This is a genomic window from Streptacidiphilus sp. BW17 (assembly GCF_041262485.1).
In the GTDB taxonomy this organism is placed as follows: Bacteria; Actinomycetota; Actinomycetes; order Streptomycetales; family Streptomycetaceae; genus Streptacidiphilus.
The window spans coordinates 32,858-53,623 of record NZ_JBGCCR010000010.1 but is presented as its reverse complement, the minus strand read 5'-3'; the positions used below and the strand labels follow the sequence as shown (position 1 = coordinate 53,623).

Here is a 20,766-nt window from a genome sequence, read left to right as displayed (position 1 = left end):
TGATGATGCGGAACAGACCGGGATGATCCGTGCCGTTTGGGACGTTGTCCGTCCGAGCCTCTACGCTAGGCCCCCGTGACCACCACCGCCGAAGCAGCACGCCCAGCGCCGGGCCCGGCGGCCGACGAGGGCCTCGCCCGTCGGCTGCGCGCCTTGGCGTGCACCGCGCCGCTGCACGACCTCGACAGCCGCAAGGCCAACCTGGCCGGCGAGTACGCGGTCTACGGCATGGCCGAGGTCGGGCTCTCCGCGATCGACCTGGTCACCCTGCACATGGACTTCGACACCGGCGCCGACCGGGACGAGGTCCTGGCCCGGCTCCAGCCGCGCGTCGCCGCGCAGGCCCCCGAGCGCCCCTGGCGGGAGCACGAGCGGGTCGCCAAATGGGTGCTCGAGTCGCTGATCAACGTCGGCAGCGTCGACCGCGGCTTCCGCGCCGTCTACGGCACCTTCGCGTCCGACGGCACGTACATCCGCCGGGACTACGACTTCAAGCTGATCGAGGAGGTCCCTGGCACCGACGGCGGGGTCTACCTCCGCACCACCGACGAGGCCGTCAACGTCCTGGTCGGCGCGCTGGACACCGACGTCACCTCCGCGCAGATCGCCGCCGAGGTCAAGCTGGAGGTGCTGATCCGGCGCGGGCGCCTGGCCGACGCGCAGCTGGCCGCCGAGCAGGCCCGCTACCGCACGGTCCAGTTCAGCGAGTTGCTGCGTCGCGCACTGGAGGCGACCCGCCGCAACGTCCGGGCGGTCGACTGGATGGAGACCGTCCCCGACCTCATCGCCGAGGCGCTGGAGCACATCGCCGACCGCTACCGCCACGAGAACGCGATCCTCACCAATATCCGCAGGGCACGCGACGAGGCGGAGGACCCCGAGCACCGGCGGCGTGCGGCCGAGCTGGTCGACATCGTCAAGGACTGCATCCGCCGGCACACCCAGTTGCAGACCCGCCTGCTGGAGGCCGGTCCGCTCTTCCGCGCCGAGCAGGACCGCCAGGCCTTCGCCACGCTCACCGTGCGCAGCGGGCTCGACCTCTACGGCCAGTTGCTCGCCCCCGTGCTCCCGCTGCCACTGGACCAGGCCTCGGCGGTCACCACGGCGTTCTTCCGCAAGGGCATGGGGCTGCGCACGCCCGGCGCGGTGCGCCTCACCGACCTGATCGACGTCCTGCTGACCCCGCCGGTCGAGCGCGAGCATCTGGGGGCGGAGCTCCCGGAGCCCGACCTGATCTCCACGCCGGACGACAGCCGTTTCTCCGACGAGCAGTTGGAGCACGCCCTCGCCCTGCTCGACCTTCCCCCGGACGCCCCCCGTCGGCTCTCCGGCCTGTTGGCCGAGGCGCGCCGGGCGGACCCGGAACTCCCGTACCTGGTCACCCTCCTGGCCGTCCACGCGGCAAGCCCCTCCGTCGGCACGGCGTACCGCCAGGGCGAGGAGCGGCTGCTCTTCGCCGTCGACGACGGGACGCGCCTGCAGGACGAGGAGTTCGGCGGAGCCGACCTGATCGTCGGCAGCGCGCTGCTGGATGCCGTGGGCATGGCGGCGGACCGTACGGAGGCGAGCTGATGCCGTACCTGGGGGCGCGGGGAACCGCGCGATCAACCACCCTGGGCGGATGGCCCGGCACGTTCAATGACTCACCACATGGGGTGGCTTGTCGCGCGGATCCCCGCGCCCCTGAGGGAGTTGCAACGGCTTCATCTGCATACCTTGAAGGACCGAAGTGATGACTGACGAAATCTACGACGCGCCTTCCACCGAAGGTCCTTCCCGTCCCGCACCGATCACCCCCGCCGACGTCGCCGACGCCGCGCGGCTCGTCTCCTTGGGCGTGCAGCCGAAGCTGCTGCCGTCCCGGGACACCGAGTACGCCGAGCTGATCCGGCGTTACCGGGACGACCCGGCCTTCGCGCGGCTCGCCGACGCGGTCGCGGCCGGGCTCGGCCTGATTGTGCTGGAGGTCTCCGCTCGGGCGGGCATGGCCGTCGCAGCCGCCGAGGACAGCGTCTTCGCCGTGCGGATGGGCGACTACTCGCGCCGCGCCGCGTCCGAGGCCACCGACCGCTTCCTGCACGGGCTGGCGCACCTCGCCGTCGCCGCGCTCGCGTTCCCGCGCCCTGAGGACCTCGCCGACGACGGCTACCTGGGCCGGATCACCGTCAACGGCGTGGACGCCTTCGTCCGGCAGGCCTGCCGTCGGCTGGAGGAGCAGGCCGACGTCGCCGGGGACAACACCGACCCGGTCAGCGACGCGCCCGGCCTGGAGGCGGCCTGGCGGGTCTACGCCCGCCGCAGCGCGACGGGTGCGACCAAGGACGCCCGACGCCTCGCCGGGTCGACCATCGGCATCGTGGGCAAGGCCGTCTCCTTCCTCGTCGACTCCGGCTTTCTGCAGAAGACCTCCGACGACTCCGGCGGTACCTACCGCACCACCGCCCGCTACCAGTTGCAGGTCCGGGACCTGGCCGGGAGCGCCGCGATGGAGGAGTTGCTGGCGCTCGGCATCGTGCCGGTCACCGACGGGACCGGCACGCTGCTGCCGCCGGACGACTCCGAGGACCTGGTCACCGACGCCGGACTCCCGTTCCACAGCGTCTGACCGCTTCGGCAAGACGGCAGCCCGCAGTTGCCCCTGCGGGAGCCGGTGGTCAGTGCTGGGCGAAGAAGATCTCGTTCGTCTCGCGGGCGGCGTAGTAGACCAGGACGTAGCCGGCGAGCGGGTCGGCCCACCACCAGCCGAGCGTGCTGTTCAGCACGAGGCCCACCAGGACCGCTGCGGCGAGCAGCCCGTCGATCAGGGTCACTCTGCCCTCGGTCTTGAGCACCGGGTTGTCCAAGGCGGCGCCGGTTCGGGCCTTGCCGGCGGCCAGCGCGAACATCACGGCGGCCGTCACCGCGGTCCACACGATGCCGAGCGCTGAGTGGTGCGGGTGGAAGCCGGCGACGAGCACGAGGGTGGACTGCACCAGCAGGTAGGCGGCCAGGAGGGAGAAGCCGATCCCGATCAGGCGAAGCGCGCGACGTTGCCTCTCCTCCCCGGTGCCGCTCAACTCCCAGACCACGACGGTGGAGGCGCCGATCTCGATCAGCGAGTCGAGGCCGAATCCGGCCAGGGCGACCGAGCGGGCGGAGATCGCGGCCACACCGAGGACCACGATGCCGACCACGTTCCAGGCCAGCGTCGTGTATTCCAGGGCGAAGCCCCGGCGGAGCAGGGTCGCGCGAGCAGCGTCATTCGAGGTGGTCACCCGGTGAGTCTCGCAAATGGGCATCACGTCACCGTCAGGGGCCCCGGGCGCTGACTGCCGGTCCGCCGCGAGCTCGCGCGCGAGCCCCGCACAGCCGAGCATCTCCTCTGTGGTGATGGTTCGTCATGTGTCGTGCCTCAGCTGCCGGGAGGGGAGCAGGCGGGGTGCGGCGAAACGCAAAGCGAACGCCATGGAGCCCCGCCGCACGCTCGGCAACCATGGTTGACGTGCGACGGAGGACCTCCCGCGAATGTGCGTCGGTCTCCGAAAATCGGACAAGGAAGGTCGCGAAATGCGTAAGTTGACAGTCGCCGCCGTCGGCGGAGTCGCCCTGATCGGCTCGCTCGGCCTGGGCGTCAGCAGCGCGAGCGCCAGCACGGTGTCGGCGAAGGCCGTCGGCCACCAGATGCAGCCCTACGCCGCCAACGGCACGTGGGTGCTGACGAGCGTCGCCACGGGCAAGTGCATCGACGACAGCAACTACGGGCTGCGGGACTTCGGTTGCCAGGACCAGAACGGTCCGTACGCCGGGTTCCAGCAGTTCCGCATCATGGGACAGCCCAACGGCACCGACGTGCTGCAGAGCGTCGCCACGGGCAAGTGCGTCGACGACAGCAGCTACGGGCTGCGGGACTTCGGTTGTCAGGACCAGAACGGTCCGTACGCCGCCTTCCAGCAGTTCACGATGTTCCTGGAGCCCAACGGCTCGGTCGTGCTGAAGAACGTGGCCACGGGCAAGTGCGTCGACGACAGCAGCTACGGGCTGCGGGACTTCGGTTGTCAGGACCAGAACGGTCCGTACGCCGCCTTCCAGCAGTTCACGATGAGCTGAGCATCACGATCCGGTCGCACCCGCGCGGAGCTCGATGAGCGCGGAGCCGGATGACCAGGCGGGCGGTGGTGGGGAGCGCTGAGGAGGGCACCTCACCCCGCTCGCCTGTCACGGCAGTCTCCTTTGGCCGGACTGCTTGGTGGTGGCTGGTCAAGTCGTCTGTGCAGTCGCTATGGTCGGTCTTTGGGGGAGGAAAGCTGCTGCGTGATCGCAGCGGCAGCCGCATGCGCATTTCCTGCTCCCGGGCAAGGCCTGACCGGGGGGCTGGGGCTTTGGGGGAGTTCGGAAGTCTGCTGCGTGCGTGTCGGCTCAAGGTCGGCTGGACGCAGGAGCACTTGGCAGAGCGTTCCGGCGTGTCGAACCACGCCATCAGCATGCTGGAGTCCGGGCGGCGTCGACCGCGACTGTCGACCGTCTCCCGGTTGGCCGAGGCGATGGCGCTGGAGGCGACCGATCGGGATCGGCTCGTCTCGGCGGTGAACACTCCGGGCTCCGCGGCCCGGCCCGGCGTGGGGATCCCGCCGTCCCGGCCCGCCGAACTCCAGGCGGACCTGCACGACTTCACGGGTCGATCGGCGGTGACGGAGCAGTTGGCGTCCATGCTCCAGGACACCGCCACGGGACCGGTGCCGCCGGTCGTGCTCACGGCGATCAGCGGCACTGGCGGGGTGGGCAAGACCACGCTGGCCGTGCACGTCGCCCACCGGGTGCTCCGGTCCTTCCCGGACGGCCAACTGCAGGTCGATCTCCAGGGGACCGAGGCGGAGCCGACGGCTCCGCACGACGTCCTGGCGCGGTTCCTGCGCGCCCTCGGCATGGCGCCGGAGCAGATTCCCGTCGATGCCGATGAGCGGGCCGCCCGCTACCGAAGCCTGCTGGCCGACCGGCGCGTGCTTGTCTTCCTGGACAACGTCAAGGATGCCGCGCAGATCCGTCCGCTGTTGCCGGGGGCCGGCTGCAGTCGGGTACTCATCACCAGCCGCAGCACCCTGCCTGGGCTCGACGGCGCGGCCCGGCTGACTCTGGATGTGCTTGAGGCGGAGGAGGCGTCGGCGTTACTGCGCCGAATCATCGGTGACGCGATCGTGGATGCGGAACCCGATGCGGCAGCGGACGTGCTGGACGCCTGCGCGGGCCTGCCCCTCGCCATCCGGCTGGCCGGCAGCAGGCTCGTGGCCCGACCGGACTGGTCCGTGCGGGACCTCGCCGGGCTGCTCGCCGACGAGAACAGACGACTCAACGTGCTGCGGGTCGAGGACCGCGCGGTCCGGGCCACTTTCGCAGTGAGCTACCGGAACCTTCCGCCCGACCAGGCCCGGGCCTTCCGTCTGCTCGGGTCGAGTCCGGGCCCGACGACGAGCCTGGGAGCCGCCGCGGCACTGCTGGGGTTGCCCATGGCCGAGACCTCCCGTCTGCTCGAGGACCTCGCCGCGACGTACCTGATCGAGCACGCCGGGGTGGGGCGATTCCGTCAGCACGATCTCATCCGGGTCTACGCCGTGGAATGCGCGGCCGAGGAGCCGTCGGGCGACCGCGACGCCGCGACGGACCGCCTGCTGTCCTGGCTCCTGTACAGCAGCGAGGCCGCGTCACGACGGCTGTACCCCGGGCGCAGGCACCTCGATCTCCCCTCGGTTGAACCGACCTGTGTGCCGATGGAGTTCGCCGGCTTCGACGAGGCACTCGCGTGGTCCGAGTCCGAGGGCGACTGCCTGGTCTCGGCGCTGACTGCGGCGGCGCAGACCGGTCGGCACCGGGTCGCGTGGCAGCTCGCGAACACTCTGTGGGAGCTGTTCGACCTGCGCCCCGAGCAACCCGGGCAGATTCGCACGTACGAGACGGCCGTGGCGAGCGCGCGGACGCTGGACGACCCGGAGGCGGAATCCTGGGCGCTCAACGCCCTGGGGGCCGCCCACCGGGCCGCCCGACGAGTCGCCGAGGCCGAAGACTGCCTGCTGCGTTCGCTGGAGATCCGCGGACGTCTCGGGGACCTGCGCGGTCAGGCGTCGTGCATGGGCAATCTGGGCTACCTCAGGATCGACATGGGACGGGCGGCCGAGGCTCTGCCCCTGCTGGAGCGGGCGGCGGACATCTATCACAGCCTCGGTGCGATCCACCCCGAGGGTTCGGCGCAGCTCAACCTCGGCGAGGCCAACAAGCAACTCGGCAAGCTGGACACCGCTCTGGAGCACTACCAGAACGCGCTTCGGCGCTTTCGCGAGGCCGGCACCGAGGAATTCGCGATCGGCCGGACTCTGAGCAACGTCGCCGACACACTGTTGCTGCTCGGCCGCACCCAGGAGGCGGCCGAGCGGGCGACGGAGGCTTACGCGATCAACACCCGCCTGGGCAACCGTGTCGACGAGGCCGTCGCCCTGGAGGTCCTCGGCCACTCCCACGCTGCCAGGGGCGACAGCGCCCAGGCCCGGCAGCGGTGGGAGCAGGCCTGTGTGATCTTCCGCGAGCTCGCCCACCCCCGCGCGGCCGAGCTCGGCGAGACCCTGCGCGCCCACGCCCCGCAGCTCTGAACCGATCCGGCCTGAACCGGTCCGGCCCAGCGGGGCGTCAGGGCCGGCTGCAGGAGCAGAGGACGACGGGGTAGCTGTTCCCCCCACGCCACTTGGCTGTGCCCCGAGGAGGACCGCTCGCCAGGCCGACCGCTCGGTCTCGCTCGGGCGCCGCTGTCGGGGTGGGGGCTGGGCGTTGGGTTGCGGGTACGGTTGCGCCGGTCTGTCGCCAACTCTTGGCAGGCGAACCGACATTGACGGATCGAGACGGCGGGTGCGCGCAGCGGCGGGGCTGCGGCGAGTTGCTTCCCGAAACGCTGCGCATGTGCCACGGGCATGGCACTATGGTGGCTTTCCTGCGTGTACCGTCCGTCTCTGGTGGGTACCCGTCGGTATACGCCAACTCGGGGGAATGAAGCATGGATCCGATCACTACTGCGGCGGTGGCCGGTGCAGCACTCGTGGCGAGCAGTGCTCTCCAGTCGGCAGGCGACGGGGTGGGCAAAGCCTCCGTGGCTGCGGTCACTCGTCTGACCACGCGGATCAGGGATCGCTTCCGTGGTGACCCCCAGGCCGTGGCGGCGTTGCAGAGAGCTGTCGAGAGCCCGGAAGACGAGGTGGCTCGGGACGGGTTGCAGCGCCTGTTGCACGCCTACATGCTCCAGGACCGCGCGTTCGAGAGCGAGCTTCGCGCGATGATCGATGAGGCGATCAAGGTGCAGGGGAGCCCTGGCGGTGGTTCGGTCAACGCCGCAGTGATCAAGAACGTCCAGGTCAACCACGGCAAGGTCGAGGTCAAGGGTGATCTGAACTTCTCCTGACCGCAACCGTTCTGACCGCGTAACCACCTTGACCATGTCCGCCAGGACCCGTGACTTCTCCGTTGGAGACCTAATATTGACCAGCGAAGCCGACCGGGCGCGCCTTGGCGCGGGACCCGCGCCGGACTCCTCGGATGCCGACCCCGGGTCCGGCGCCACCAAGAACGGCTCGGGCTCGACCGAAGAGACGGCCGATGGCCCCCAGAGTGAGCAGGATGCGCTGCGTGCACTCAAGGACGGGGCGCAGGAGGAGACTGACTGGGCGGCGACCGCGCAGGCAGCCCGGATCGCCGACCTCATCGCTGACCGCCTGCAGAGCGAGCCGTCCGGCCTGAGTATCGGTACTCTCGCGCTCTTCCATGACACGGTCAGCTTCGGCGGCGGATTCAACACCGTCAGCGGCCATGGGAGTCGGGGTGGAGCCTCGGCTGCGGGCAGCTCCGATTCGTCCGTACCTTTCGGGGCCGAGGAACTTGACGAGCTGTTGGCTGCCTTCGTTCAACCGGACGGCTTCCTCCAGGTGTTGAACGTCCTGCGCGAGCTTCATCTGCTGGTGCTCGCCGCCGACTCGGGCACCGGCCGCGAGGCAGCCGCTGCCAATCTCCTCGCTGAGGCGTTACTCGATGCGGGCGCCGCGGACGGCGGCACCTGCCTCCTGGTCACGGATCCCGTGGCCGTGCTTCAGCCGGGCTGGCAGCCGGCGAAGGACAGTGGCTATCTGGTGCCGCTCGACGAACACGTGGATGCGGCTGAGGGGCTCGACCCGCACAGGATCGACTCGGGACGGCTCCACGCTGTGGCCAGGGGACTGCGCGCATCGAACAGCTACATGGTGGTTATCACCGGGGCGCCACGGACCACTCTGGCCCCTTCAGCCGACCGGACTCCGTTCGTCCGCCGTGACCTGGGCGCGGTGGATGCACTGGCTGTCCTCGAACGACACTTGCTCGGCAGCCACCCCGACTCCGAGGACCGGTCCCGGCTGCGACGCCTGCTGACGGACTCCCTCGCGCTGGCCGCCCTGCGTGAACGGCCCGAGCCCGCGACTGCCGTGCGGCTTGCCCGGGCGATCCGGGCCGATCGTGACCTGGCCGCGGAGGTCGCGGCGGTGCGCGACCCGACCGAGCAGGTGCGCGCGTGGTTCAGCAGCCACGAGGAGTTGGAGACGCTCTGCTTCGTCGTTTCCGCCGCCGCGCTGGAGGAGGCGAGCTATCTGACAGTCGCGGACGCGGCGGTCCGGTTGTACTCGGAGCTCTCGCCCCAAGGAGCAGCTCCGGTCGGCCTCCGTTTCGGCGACCGCGTCGGCCGGGAGCAGATCTGGCTCGACATCGTGGACGCCGAGGGCTCGGGTGGGGTTCGGGCCGGCGCCCCGGTGGTCAGATTCCGTAGCCCGCTGGTTCGGCAGGCCGTTCTCAGCTACGCCTGGACCTATCTTGACGGATGCCGCGACGGACTGGTCGTGTGGCTCAGGAGGCTCCTCACCGATGCCGATGTCGAGGTCCGGGCCAGGGCTGCGGTAGCGGCGGGCGTCATGGCGTGGGGCGACCATCGACACGCGCTGCACCGCTTCCTCTCGTCCTGGGCGGGCAGCACGGTCTGGCCGGTGCGCCAGGCCGCGGCCACGGCACTGGGCGTCGTCGCCGGACGCCCTGAGCTCACCGAGGACGTTTGGGTCCAGCTCAGCGGATGGGCCGCCGATGGCAGTTCGGCCGTTGAACGGCGGCTGGCCAAGACCGCTGCGACGGCGGTCGGCGGGGCGCTCGGCCGACGGCAGCCGACCCGGGCGATGACCGTCCTGCGAAGCGCTTTGGACTGGCGGGAAGACTGGGGGAATCTGCTGCCGGTCGCCTGGAGCTCCGTCCAACTGGTCGACCAGGGTCAAGGCGCCGCTGTGCTGTCAGCCCTGCTGGAGTGGTCACAGCCGCAGGATCTGTCCCCCCTGGTTGCCAAGAGCCTCAGTGTCTTCCTCTTCGTGGTTAACCGCAGCCATCCGTCAACCTCGGCAGAAGCGGGGTCCGCCGCCCCGCTGCCAAGGCTGTGGGTCGAGGTGGGCACATACCGCAGGGAGTTGGAGGAGTTGTGGGCCAGGGCTCTGGCCCGCAAGCCTGTGCAGGACCAGGCTCTACCGGCCCTCCGAACCTGGATTGACGAGTGCGGTGGGCGGGACCCGGGCGGGGTCAGCACGGTGGCCGAGCTGCTCCGTGGGATCGCGGCACGCAAGGGAAAGCACCGTGACCGTCTGCTGTACCACCTGGAGAGGTGGGCTAAGGACCCCGACGGGCCCTCCACAGTCTCCGCAACGCTCCTCCGGTCCCTGCTCTCCGCACCGCACTGACTGCCGAGGGCACAGTCGTCGACTTGGAACTCCTTGGAGGGAGGTCCCCATGGGTCACTTGACCTACGATCCGGTCCTGGACGTTCAGGACCTGTCCTGGTTGCGTATGCTCACCCCGCTGCGGCCACCGAGCCCCGGGCGCGCACTCGTCCTCGTCCCCCATGAGGGCTATGCAGTGACGGTGCGTCATGGCGAGGAGATCCCGCATGCCCGGCTGGGCATGTACCGGCAAGGGATCACCGTCGACACCACCGAACACCGCCTGGTCCTGGACATGACGCTGCTCAGCCGGGACGCCGCGTTCGCCTTCCGCAGCCAGTTGGCCCTGACCTGCTCGGTGGCCGATCCTGCGGAGGTCGTCTCCCGTGGCATCCGGGACATGAGTGGCGCGCTCTTCGACCCCATCAGGCGGATGCTGCGCTCGGTCAGCCGGCACTACGACATCGCCGACTTCCACGAGGCCGAGTCGGCCCTCAACCGTGAAGTCCGTGACTTGGACGGTGACCGAGCCGTTCGGCTGCGCAACCTTCACGTCGAGCTGGTGATCGACCCGGACGAAGCTGCGGCCAGTGGCCGCGCCTACCGTGACCTCGTCCGGGACACACGCCTTGACGGCATGCGGCGTCAACGGCATCTGGACATGATGCGTGCGGATGGCGTGGAGGGGCTGCTCGCGGAGATCATGGAGCGGGAGGGACCGCGGGCTGCGCTGGACTGGATCGAGCGGGCAGAGTCGAACGAGCGCGACGAGCTCATGAAGACCTTCAAGCTGGTCCTGGAGCGCGGCGACGCGGACCGCGAGCCGTTCGAGTCGGCAGATATCGAACGCGCCCTCGTGGACCGGATCCTGAGTGGGAGCGACGCACCTTTCGGCGGGACGCGCATGAGCCGGGTCCGGGGCCGCGGACTGCCGCGTCCACTTGCCGAGGGGGCGGCGGCTCGGCCGGTGGAACTCGCGGGCGAGGCGCGGAGTCTGCCTGGAGAGGTCGTCTCCCAACCGCCCGCGGCTCCCCCCGAGGACGAACCGCTGCCCGGAGAGCGCCCGCCCGCGGAGGACCGCCCGCCCACGGACCGCCGCTACGATCCCCGGTCGTCGGCAGGGGCCACGGCCGCGTCGAGTCCGGCGGACCAGGACGGCGCCGCAAAGATGAGCCGCGTACGCGGATCCCTGCGGGGTAGCGGCAGGAAGAACGGTGACGACCGATGAGCGGGCATCCGGCCCCGGAGTCGTCAGCACTGGTTCGGGTTCCTGCTCGGCAACCGAACCCGGTGGGGACGCATTTCCACTCCCAACCAGGACTGTATGCGCTGAGCGTGTGGACTGAGCGGCGTCCCGGGCTGGGCGAGGACGCCGATCCGCTCATGTTCTTCCACCGCCCCACGCAGACAGGCCTGCTGGCCGTCTTCGACGGCGCCGGTGGTGCCGGATCCGCTCCGGCCTGGCGCAGCGCCTCCGGAACCGAGCGCACCGGGGCCTGGACGGGAGCGCGGTCGGCCCGACTGGCCACCGAACTCTGGTTCCACGACAGGATCGTCTCCGGCGAACACCCCAGCTGCGAGACCCTGGAGGACGAACTCCGCCGGGTTCTGGTGGCGGCCGTGCCGGCCGCGCGCAGCAAGGTCGTCGGAACGATGCGGCGCCAACTGCCGACCACGATCGCGGCTGTGCACTACCGGTACGAGGGCTCCGGTCTGGTGGCCGAAGCCATGTGGGCCGGGGATTCGCGCGCCTACGTTCTCACGCCCAACCAGGGTCTGCAGGTGCTCACCAGGGACCACACGGAGGAGACCGACGCTCTGGAACAGCTTGTGCAGGACCCGCCGATGACCAACATGATCTGCGCCGACCGCCCCTTTCATGTGGAGAGCAGCCATCACCGGCTCAGCACTCCCGGCATCTACCTCTGCTCGACCGACGGCTTCTTCGGCTACGTCAACACGCCCGGCGATTTCGAGTACCTGCTGCTGAGTCACCTCGAACGTGCGCCGGACATGAGTCGGTGGGCTCACGACCTCGCCGAGACGGTGCGGGGCTACTCAGCGGACGATGCGTCACTTGTGCTGGCGGCTGTCGGCTTCAAGACTTTCGACGCGCTGCGCGAGGCCTTTGCGCCACGCCTTGAGCAGGCGGAGTCTCGGTACCGCGAGATGCCGCCCTTGGAGGACCAGGACGCCATGCGTGACTGGCGCCTGGCGCAGTGGAACGCCTACCGGGAGACCTACGAGACGTTGCTGCCCGAGCTGCGGCAGGAGGACGAGTGAAGCTGCACGATGTCGTCAACGGATACCGTGTCGTCTCCTCGCCGACCAACAACAACGGCGGCAAGTGCATCTGGGCCTTCGCGGAGAAGGACGGACGGGACTTCTTCATCAAGCAGTTCCTGGAACCGAAGCGGCCGAGGGACGACTCGCCCGGCAGCGAGCGCAGCAAGGCGATCCGCCTGTCGGTGTGCCAGGAGTTCGAGGACCGCCACCGTGGAGTGATGGCCCGGCTCGCACCGGACATGCGGGGGGCCGGCAACCTCGTCCTCGCCGAGGACTTCTTCTTCTCCGGGAGCACCTACTACAAGGTCACCGCCCGGATCGAGGCCGCCCCGCTGGAGCAGCCCCAACTCCTGGAGCCGCGACAGAAGTCGGTGCTGCTCCGATCGCTGGCGGTCAGTGTCCAACTGCTGCACGGCATCGGCATCGTCCACGGCGACCTCAAGCCCGCCAACGTCCTGCCCCAGCAGAACAAGGACAAGGCACTGCAGATCGCGAAGCTCATCGACTTCGACGACTCCTACCTGTCCGGTAATCCCCCGGGCCCGCATGACATCGCGGGTGACTCCCTCTACGGCGCGCCGGAATGGCGCCGCTACGTTCAGGAGGATCCGGAGCTTGCGCCCACGCACCTGACGACCGCGGTGGACATGTTCGCGCTCGGTCTGATGACCCACTATTACCTGACCGGTGAGCTTCCCGGCTACGACCGCCGTTTCGGCTCCCCGGCGGACGCGGTCAACGCCGGACAGAGCCTCACGCTGGACTCCCGGCTCTCGAGCACGGTCCAGGGGCTGGTGCGGGCACTCACCTCGGTCGCCCCGACGGCACGCCCCCGGATCGCGGCGTTCCTCAACACACTGCGTGACCCCGACCTGTGCGCGCTGCGGCATCCTCGGCCGGGGACGAGTCGGCCAGCCACGACGCCGGACCCGGCTACGGTCACCGCTGCCGCGCCGGCCAACGCGACCGCGCCGGTGAGCCGTCTGAGGAAGAACCTGACCGGACGTGACGGCGGCCCGACGGCAGCGCCCGAACCGGCGGCAGGAACACCGGCTGCCGAATCGGCTGCGCGCGTGTCCCGCGTCCGCATCAACCTCGGCGACCGCCGACGCTGACCGGAACAACTACCACACAGGAGAGAGTCAGATGGGTTCGGAACTCAGCCAGTACCAGGGGAATCTGCAGTACGCGGTGGACATCGTGCTCTGCATCGACGCCACAGCCAGCATGGGGCCGGTGCTGGAGTCGGTGAAGGCGAGCGCACTGTCCTTCCACCAGCGGCTGGCGGAGGTCATGGACTCCAAGGGTAAGGCGATCAGCTACCTGCGGATTCGCACCATCGCCTTCCGTGACTTCGGTGACCGCGTTGACGACGCGATGCAACAGACCGACTTCCTGCGTCTCCCCGAGCAGGCCGCCGAGTTCGAGACCTTCCTGCGCGGTGTCGAGGCCGCCGGCGGCGGGGACATCCCCGAGTCGGGCTTGGAGGCGCTCTCCCTCGCGGTTGCCTCCCCCTGGGAGACGGGCCTGGATCGTCGGCGCCACGTCGTGGTGGTGTTCACTGACGCGCCGGCACATCCCTTGGGAGGGGAGCACTCGAAACTGCAGGGCTACCCGGCCTCGGTACCCGCCAGCTTCGATGACCTGTTCGAGCAGTGGGGGTATGCGCGCAGCCAATCCGCACTCATGGAGCAGTCGGCCAAGCGTCTGGTCCTCTTCGCACCGGATCAGGACCCGTGGTCCGGTATCGCCGAGGAGTGGGACCTGACGCTCCACTTCCCGTCGAAGGCGGGCGACGGCCTGCAGGAGTTCGAGATGGACGAGATCATCGACACGATCGCCAACAGTCTGTGAGCTCGGACGTGAGGCAACTTCCTGAGTTGCGCGTCCTCTGCGCGGGCGCCGAACTGAGCCACGTGGCAGGCCGGGTGCGGGTGCATTGGGAGGCGGGAGGCGGCATGGACCTCCCGCTCGACTGGTGCACCGACGTGGTGTCACTGCGTCCACCCGACGGTTCCGGAGTCCAGATAGTGCTGACCTTCGAACCGGGACGGACAGGTCCCGGCCCCTCGAAGAGCCGGGTCTCCGTCCGGCTCGAAGTGCCGTCGCAGTGCGCGCAGGACGCACACGAGTTCGCCAACTTCCTGGGTCGTCTCCGGAGGCGGGAGACACCTCCACCGAAGACCGCGACTCGTGTGCCTGCCGCCAGTCCGGACTGGGTGAATTTCCCGGTCTCCGAAGAGGCAGCGGAACTCTACGACTTCCTGCTGGCACGACTGAACCGTCCCACGCCGCCTGTCGCCCAGTAGCGGGGGAGCAGAAGGAGAGACTCTGTGACCGGCCCGACCTGGTGCTGCGCTTCGTGCGATACCTACAACGCGCCCAGCCGACGGGCCTGCCTGGTGTGCGAGGAGCCCCGCCCCAGCGACTCCCCGAAGGCGCCCTCGAAGCCGAGGCCCCCCGTGGCCCGCCCGAAGGAGGACTGGACGTGCCCGGACTGCGAAGTCCGCAACGCCGCCAGTGACCTCCAATGCTTGGTATGCAGTGCGCCGTGGAAGCCGGCGTCCCGCCCCTCGACCCAGGCGTCCCGCCCCGCGTCCACGAAGTCCTCCTCGCCACGGGACGGGAGAGGCGAACCGCGGAGCAGTGGAGCCGCCCCGCGTACTCCCAGAAAGGCGCCAACTCCTGGAGTTGCCGAGCCCTCCACTTCACCTCGGGCGTCGGCCGACCGAGCGACCTCGACCCACCGACCCACTGCGGCGAGCCGACCGACAGTCACGGGCGGGACGAAGACCGGAGCGCCGCGTTCGACCGGACCCCGGCCTGCCAAGCCCACCACCACTGCCCGCTCGGGCGGCACCCCGCGCCCGGAGGCCCTCTTCTACCCGCCACCGGGCGGCGCCGGATACTCGCCGAGTCCTCCGGCCCCGCCGCTACCGCCTCCGCGCCCGAGACGGATAGCCCCGCGCTACATCCCACCGCCGCCGGCGCCCGTCGGGAAGCGCGTGCGAGGCTGCCTTACCACCATCGCTGTCGTAGCAGCCCTTTTCTTCAGCCAGCAGCTGCTGCACGGCTGCGAGAGCTTGTTCAGTCCGTCGGGCCCCAGCGGTCCGGACGCCACTTCCACGGCTACGGGTGTCGCCACAGCCGAGGCGCAGCAACCGTGCCCCCAACGTGTCGCGGACCAGCTCCCCGGCGGCGAAGGGGCGAGCCTGGTCGAGGCCTACACTGCTGGGACCACCCAGATCACGCTCTGCCTGACGGCCGAAAAGCGTCTGTACTACTACGGCGAGTTCGTCGACGAACCAGGGACCGGGCTGGTGATGCCGGCGACCCGGACGGCTGGCGGGATCGAGGCGACGAACGGCGCCTACCGGTATGTCCTCCACGGGAGCACGGTGACCATCACTCTCGATGGCAGCCTGCTTGCTCAGGAGACGTTGAGCCCCCTCCCGTCGCCGACCTGACCGGGCGGCGGCCCATGAGGTCCCGCGTACTCGACGGCCTGCGCCGGATCGTGCGGGATGTGAGCCGCGCGCTGCGTGCTGAGCGACGTGGAGTCGGAGGCCGGGCGGGAGATCCGGAGATGTACCGCAATCACTGGATATCCTCTGGTGAGACATGGCACCCCGCCTGTCGATCAAGCAACTGGGAATGAGTGCGCAAGGTGTACGAGCTCAACCGGGTCCGCCTGTACTCCATCGGCCCTGCCGGTGCGCGGTACGCCGACACCGTGCTCGACCTGAGTGGCGTCGGGGAGCTCGTGCCCGATCCGGTGCCGCGACAGCCCGGCTTCTTCGACGAGGAGGAGACCGGCCCGGCCCGGCGGCCCGCACCCGCGGGCGTGCTCTTCCTGGAGAACGGCGGCGGCAAGTCGGTCCTGCTCAAGCTGATCTTCTCGGTGATGCTGCCCGGTCACCGCAACACCCTGGGCGGCGCCAGCTCCGGCGTGCTGCGCAAGTTCCTGCTCGCGGACGACTGCGGGCACGTCGCGCTGGAGTGGCAGCACACGCTGACCGGCGAGACCGTCGTCGTCGGCAAGGTCAGCGAGTGGCGCGGCCGTCAGGTATCCGCCGACCCGCGGAAGTTCGCCGAGGCGTGGTACTCGTTCCGGCCGAGCCCGGCGCTGGGCCTGGACTCGCTGCCGGTCGCCGAGCGTGCGGTGCTGATGCCCGCGCCCCGCGAGGAAGCCCACCCGTCGCCCGCCACCACCCTCGACGGAGCGGCTTCGCCGCGCACCCTCCCGGTCAGCGCGCGTGGCCGGCGCCGCACCATGAAGGGCTTCCGCGACGCGCTCACCGAGGCGGGCAAGCTCGCGCCGGAGTTGGAGATCAGCTGGGAGGAGGGTCACGAGCGCTGGATCGAGCACCTCGGCAGCCTCGGCCTGGACCCGGAACTCTTCCGCTACCAGCGCGAGATGAACGCCGACGAGGGTGAGGCGGCGGGCCTCTTCGCGGTCAAGAGCGACAAGGACTTCACCGACCTCCTGCTCCGCGCGGTCACCGACACCCGCGACACCGACGGCCTGGCCGACCTGGTCCACGGCTTCGCCGCCAAGCTGGGTCGCCGCGCCGAGTTGACCGCCGAGCGGGACTTCACCGGCGGCTCGCTGGACCTGCTGCACCGGATCGCCGAGGCCGCGACCGCGCGTGAGGCGGTCCGCGAGCACCACCGCGGCGCCGAGCGGCGCGCCCGTCGCCTGGCCCGCTCGCTGGGCGCCCGCGCCGGGCTGGAGCGCGCCCGCGCCGCTGAACTGCAGGCACAGGTCGAGTCCGCGGCGGACGCCGCCGCCGAGGCGGACGCCGCGCGCACCCGGCAGTCACTGATCGCCGCTGAGCTGACGCATCGTCATGCCAGTCTGGCGCTGGCCGCCGCCACCGCCGACGCCGCCGCGCTCCGTCGTGAGCTGCTGGACGCCCGCACGCTCCACTCCGCCTGGCAGGCAACCGAGTTGGTGCTGCGTCACCGTGCCGCCGCCGACCGGGCGACCCGCGTCTCCGCCGCCATCCGTGAGGCCGAGCGCGACGCCGCCCCCGCCCTGGCCGCCCGGACCAAGGCCGCCGTCGCGCTGGTCGGCGCGCTGGAGGCCGCAGCCGAGGCGGCGGAGGAACGCGCCGACAGCGAGGAGTCCCGCGCCCAGGGGTTGCTCGCCGAGGGCGAGGCCGCCCGCCGTGACGCCACCGCCGCCGCCACCGCAGCGCAGAAGAGCCGCAGCGAGGGCGACCACCTGCGCCAGCGCCTGGCCGAGGTCGAGCAGGAGACCCAACAGGCGGTCCGCGCCGGCTGGATCGACGCCACCACCGGTGATCCGGACGACGCCGAGCTCGTCGACCCGGCCCGTGCCGCGCTGGAGGCCGCCGACGCCGAGAAGCTGGCCACCTCTGCCTGGGAGCAGGCCCGCGCCACCGCCGAGCAGGCCGCCGGACGCTCCCGCGAGGCCTCCTCCCGCGAGAACCGCGCCGAGCTCGCCGCCGCGCGAGCCCAGGACGCCCTCGCCGCCGCCGAGGGCGCTCTCGGATCGGAGCGGCACACTCTCGGTCTGCTGGCCGCCGAGCCGCGCGTCGCCGCCCTGCTCGGCGTCGGTGACGGCGAGCTGACGCCCGAACAGCTCGACGCCGCCGTCGACCCGTTGCGCGAGCAACTCGACAACGCGGTGGCGGGCGCCGAGCGCACCCTCTTCGAGCTGCGCACCAAGGCCGCCGACGACGCCCGGATCCTGGGCGCCCTTGGTGACGGCGGTCTGCTGCCGCCCGGCCCCGACGTGCTGGCCACTGTCGAGTACCTGGGCGAGCACGGCGTTCCCGCGCTGCCCGGCTGGCGCTACCTGGCGCAGTCGGTCGACCCGGTCGACCACGACCGGATCCTCGCCGCCCGGCCGCAGCTGGTCGACGGTGTCATCGTCACCGACCCGGACACGCTGGAGCGAGCCCGCGAGGTGCTGGCCGCCGCCGCGCTGCTGCCGCGGTCCGCCGTGGCCGTCGGCACGGCCGCCGCCCTGCTCGGCCCGGTGACCGCCGAGGTCGAGGCCGCGTCCGCGGGCGTCTTTCTGGTCCCGCCGAACCCGGCCATGCACGACGAGTCCGCCGCCGACGAGGAGCGGCGTCAGCTGCGCGACCGCGCCGCCGCGCGGGACGAGCAGATCCGCGAACTGGCGGCCCGCCTCGGCGCGGACCGGCTGCTGGCCGGTCGGCTCACCTCCTGGCGTGCCGGCTGCCCGGCCGGACACCTGGCCGAGCTGACCGTCGAGGTCGAGGCCGCGCGTGCCGCGCTGGAGGCGGCGGGCGCCGAGCGCAGCGCGGCCCGCGCCGAGCACACCGAGGCCGAGCAGGAGCGCGCCGAGGCCGCCCGGCTGCGCGAGTCCCGACTGGAAGGCGCCCAGCAGGCCCGCCGCCGCGCCGACGCGCTGGCCGGTCTCGCGTACCGGCTGCGCGAGCGCGGTGCCTGGACCGCCCGGCTGCGCGGGCTCGGTGACGAGACCGCCCAGGCCGAGCAGCGTCAGCACGTCTGCGAGGAGCGCGCCCACGCGGCCGACGAGGACCGCCGCGCCGCCCAGCGCGCCGCCGACGACGCCCGCCGCACGGTCCGCGCGCTGCGCGCCGAGCGCGCCGAACTCCCCAGCGCCGACCTGCCCGAGGACGCCCGCAGCCGGGCCGACGCGGCCGATGCCGAACTTCCCACGGCGTCCCTGCCCGCGCTGCGTGAGGCGCACCGCGTCGCCGCCCAGCTCTACGAGAAGGTCGGGGTCGGCGCGGACCTGCGTGCCGAGCAGGCCCGGGCGGAGAGCGACGAGTCCGGCTCACGGGCCGAGCTCGACCGGCTCACCAACAAGGTCCGTACCCGCGCTGAGGAGCTGCTCGGAAGCCCCGACGGAGCCGACGGCCCCGGCCGCCAGGCGGCTGCCTCCCGCGCCGAGGATCTGGTCCAGACGATCGAGGCCCGCGCCTCCGCCGCCAGCGAGCAGCTCGGCCGCCTGCGCGGCGAGGCCGAGCGCAGCGCCCCCGCCTCCGGGGACGCGCACACCGAGCTGCCCGAGGAGCTGGTCCCGAGCGACCAGGAGCACGCGCAGACCCTGCTCCGCGCGGCCAGCGCCGAACTGGCAAGCCGCAGCGATGCGTTGGACGCGGGCCGCGCTGCCCACGCCGAGCTGCTGCGCGGTCACGAAGCCACCCAGCACGCCGCCGCCGAGTTCGACGAGACCGCGGCCCAGCTCCGTGACGGCCTCCGCGAGCCCGCCGCCGACGCGGGCAACGCGCAGGCCGAGGAGGAGGAGCAGGTCGCGCCGGTCACCGGCACCCTGCCGGAGGCCCGGCACGCCGCCGCCGACGCCCGCCGTCTGCTGCGCGCCGCCGGCGCCGAGCTGTCCGCCGCCGACCTCTCGGTCCGCGATGCCGGCGACGCGCTGGTCCGGCATGCCAACGCCACCCGGTTCGAGGCCGTCCGCACCCCGGCCCGCCAGCAGATCCGCGAGCTGCCGGCCTCCGTCCTGCCCGAGTACGCGGCCCAGTGGGCGGCGGCGTTCGCACCCCGACTGCGGGTGCTGACCGACGAGTTGAACCAGCTGGAGCGCAACCGCGACAGCATCGTCGACCGGCTGCGCGGCCTGGTCGAGACCTCGCTCGCCACGCTGCGCGCCGCGCAGCGGCTCTCCCGCCTGCCGGAGGGGCTGGGGGAGTGGTCGGGCCAGGAGTTCCTGCGGATCCGCTTCGACGAGCCCGACCACGCGGTGCTGACTGAGCGTCTCGGCGAGGTCATCGACGAGGCCACCCGCGCGGCGGTCAAGCGCCACGGCGGTCCTGCCTCCGGCGCGAACGCCGGTGCGGTGGACTGGAACCGCCGTGACGGCATGTCCCTGCTGCTGCGCGGTGTCCACGCCGCACTGGAGCCGCGCGGCGTCACCGTGGAGATCCTCAAGCCCGACGCGGTGCTGCGCGCCGAGCGGGTGTCGGTCAGTCAGATGTCCGACGTCTTCTCCGGCGGCCAGCTGCTGACCGCGGCCATCGCGCTCTACTGCACCATGGCCGCCCTGCGCGCCAACGACCGCGGCCAGGCCAAGCTGCGCCACGCGGGCACACTCTTCCTGGACAACCCGATCGGCCGCGCCAACGCGACCTACCTGCTGGAGCTCCAGCGCGCCGTCGCCGACGCGCTCGGCGTCCAGCTGATCTACACCACGGGTCTGTTCGACACCACCGCGCTGGCCGAGTTCCCGCTGATCATCCGCCTGCGCAACGACGCCGACCTGCGGGCCGGCCTCAAGTACATCTCGGTGGAGGAGCACCTGCGCCCCGGCCTGCCGGAGATCGACGAGGAGGACGCCGAGATCCACGGCGCCGTCAGCGCCACCCGCGTCTTCCGCCGCCCGCGTCCCGAGGACGCGGAGACGGAGGCGGAGACAGACGCGTCGGCGGCGGCGGCGACGACCGAAACCGTGGCGAGCTCGGAGCTCAGCGAGGGCGCCTCGCGCCCGTCATCGGGGTGACGTTGCCGGAGCCGTAGAGCTGCTCGCGGTTGGCGCGGCGGGTGATCCAGACGTCCAGGCCGAACCAGGTCGTCAGGAGCACCCCCGCCACCGTCGCGGTCAACCACGCGCCCATCTGCTGCGCCTGCGCCATCGACACGAAGACCGTGAACACCAGGGACGCCATCGTGAAGGCCGCGCCCATCAGCAGTCGTACCTGCGCGCGGCGCGCCTTGTCCGAGACTCGAACCATCGTCGTACCCGCCATTGTCGAACCTGCCTCGTTCTGTTCTG

The 20,766-nt window shown here is 71.2% G+C and carries 16 protein-coding genes; 13 read left to right on the top strand and 3 right to left on the bottom strand.

The genetic code is table 11. The features are described from left to right. Positions 1-75 precede the first annotated feature (75 nt). Complete coding sequence (locus ABH940_RS14800; RefSeq protein ID WP_370067984.1) at positions 76-1,572, top strand: hypothetical protein; 1,497 nt, start codon at positions 76-78, stop codon at positions 1,570-1,572. 160 nt (positions 1,573-1,732) lie between these two features. Continuing rightward, the gene (locus ABH940_RS14795; RefSeq protein WP_370105431.1) at positions 1,733-2,605 is read left to right on the top strand and encodes a hypothetical protein; all 873 of its coding nucleotides are present in this window, start codon (positions 1,733-1,735) and stop codon (positions 2,603-2,605) included. 49 nt (positions 2,606-2,654) lie between these two features. Here ABH940_RS14795 and ABH940_RS14790 read toward each other — a convergent pair whose 3' ends face one another. Continuing rightward, positions 2,655-3,254 (bottom strand): cation transporter, encoded by a 600-nt coding sequence (locus ABH940_RS14790; RefSeq protein WP_370067980.1) that lies wholly within the window; start codon positions 3,252-3,254, stop codon positions 2,655-2,657. Positions 3,255-3,546: 292 nt separating this feature from the next. Between ABH940_RS14790 and ABH940_RS14785 the strand changes: the two genes are divergently transcribed. The 9 genes from ABH940_RS14785 to ABH940_RS14745 all read left to right on the top strand — a co-directional run bounded on the left by ABH940_RS14785 (position 3,547) and on the right by ABH940_RS14745 (position 14,323). Then, the gene (locus ABH940_RS14785) at positions 3,547-4,086 is read left to right on the top strand and encodes a hypothetical protein (RefSeq protein WP_370105430.1); all 540 of its coding nucleotides are present in this window, start codon (positions 3,547-3,549) and stop codon (positions 4,084-4,086) included. 50 nt (positions 4,087-4,136) lie between these two features. Then, the gene (locus ABH940_RS14780) at positions 4,137-6,614 is read left to right on the top strand and encodes a tetratricopeptide repeat protein (RefSeq protein WP_370105429.1); all 2,478 of its coding nucleotides are present in this window, start codon (positions 4,137-4,139) and stop codon (positions 6,612-6,614) included. Between the two features lie 398 nt (positions 6,615-7,012). Then, complete coding sequence (locus tag ABH940_RS14775; protein ID WP_370072613.1) at positions 7,013-7,414, top strand: hypothetical protein; 402 nt, start codon at positions 7,013-7,015, stop codon at positions 7,412-7,414. Between the two features lie 34 nt (positions 7,415-7,448). Continuing rightward, the gene (locus tag ABH940_RS14770) at positions 7,449-9,749 is read left to right on the top strand and encodes a hypothetical protein (RefSeq protein WP_370105428.1); all 2,301 of its coding nucleotides are present in this window, start codon (positions 7,449-7,451) and stop codon (positions 9,747-9,749) included. Positions 9,750-9,798: 49 nt separating this feature from the next. After that, positions 9,799-10,956, top strand: coding sequence for a hypothetical protein (locus ABH940_RS14765; RefSeq protein ID WP_370072611.1), 1,158 nt, complete (start codon positions 9,799-9,801; stop codon positions 10,954-10,956). A gap of 107 nt (positions 10,957-11,063) precedes the next feature. Beyond that, a complete protein-coding gene (locus tag ABH940_RS14760) occupies positions 11,064-12,011 on the top strand; it encodes a serine/threonine protein phosphatase (RefSeq protein WP_370072610.1) in 948 nt (315 codons plus the stop codon). Beyond that, a complete protein-coding gene (locus tag ABH940_RS14755; protein WP_370072609.1) occupies positions 12,008-13,129 on the top strand; it encodes a lipopolysaccharide kinase InaA family protein in 1,122 nt (373 codons plus the stop codon). The genes ABH940_RS14760 and ABH940_RS14755 overlap by 4 nt, the downstream gene beginning before the upstream one ends. A gap of 31 nt (positions 13,130-13,160) precedes the next feature. After that, positions 13,161-13,868, top strand: coding sequence for a vWA domain-containing protein (locus ABH940_RS14750; RefSeq protein WP_370072608.1), 708 nt, complete (start codon positions 13,161-13,163; stop codon positions 13,866-13,868). Positions 13,869-13,876: 8 nt separating this feature from the next. After that, entirely contained in the window at positions 13,877-14,323 is a 447-nt protein-coding gene (locus ABH940_RS14745; RefSeq protein ID WP_370072607.1) for a hypothetical protein, read from the top strand. Between the two features lie 62 nt (positions 14,324-14,385). Here ABH940_RS14745 and ABH940_RS14740 read toward each other — a convergent pair whose 3' ends face one another. Beyond that, a complete protein-coding gene (locus ABH940_RS14740; protein ID WP_370072606.1) occupies positions 14,386-14,616 on the bottom strand; it encodes a hypothetical protein in 231 nt (76 codons plus the stop codon). A gap of 481 nt (positions 14,617-15,097) precedes the next feature. On the opposite strand from ABH940_RS14740, the gene ABH940_RS14735 reads away from it, so the two are divergent. Beyond that, a complete protein-coding gene (locus ABH940_RS14735) occupies positions 15,098-15,481 on the top strand; it encodes a hypothetical protein (protein WP_370072605.1) in 384 nt (127 codons plus the stop codon). A 200-nt stretch (positions 15,482-15,681) separates the two neighbouring features. Further along, positions 15,682-20,493, top strand: a complete 4,812-nt coding sequence (locus tag ABH940_RS14730) for a hypothetical protein (RefSeq protein WP_370105427.1) — start codon at positions 15,682-15,684, stop codon at positions 20,491-20,493. Here the strand turns inward: ABH940_RS14730 and ABH940_RS14725 are convergent. Beyond that, the gene (locus ABH940_RS14725; RefSeq protein ID WP_370072603.1) at positions 20,459-20,725 is read right to left on the bottom strand and encodes a hypothetical protein; all 267 of its coding nucleotides are present in this window, start codon (positions 20,723-20,725) and stop codon (positions 20,459-20,461) included. The two genes, ABH940_RS14730 and ABH940_RS14725, sit on opposite strands and share 35 nt — an antisense overlap. Positions 20,726-20,766 lie beyond the last annotated feature (41 nt).

Coding starts and splice junctions, on each gene's coding strand:
- ABH940_RS14795 (WP_370105431.1), top strand. CDS start 1,733: ATGACTGACGAAATCTACGACGCGCCTTCCACCGAAGGTCCTTCCCGT.
- ABH940_RS14785 (WP_370105430.1), top strand. CDS start 3,547: ATGCGTAAGTTGACAGTCGCCGCCGTCGGCGGAGTCGCCCTGATCGGC.
- ABH940_RS14780 (WP_370105429.1), top strand. CDS start 4,137: ATGACCAGGCGGGCGGTGGTGGGGAGCGCTGAGGAGGGCACCTCACCC.
- ABH940_RS14775 (WP_370072613.1), top strand. CDS start 7,013: ATGGATCCGATCACTACTGCGGCGGTGGCCGGTGCAGCACTCGTGGCG.
- ABH940_RS14770 (WP_370105428.1), top strand. CDS start 7,449: ATGTCCGCCAGGACCCGTGACTTCTCCGTTGGAGACCTAATATTGACC.
- ABH940_RS14765 (WP_370072611.1), top strand. CDS start 9,799: ATGGGTCACTTGACCTACGATCCGGTCCTGGACGTTCAGGACCTGTCC.
- ABH940_RS14750 (WP_370072608.1), top strand. CDS start 13,161: ATGGGTTCGGAACTCAGCCAGTACCAGGGGAATCTGCAGTACGCGGTG.
- ABH940_RS14725 (WP_370072603.1), bottom strand. CDS start 20,725: ATGGTTCGAGTCTCGGACAAGGCGCGCCGCGCGCAGGTACGACTGCTG.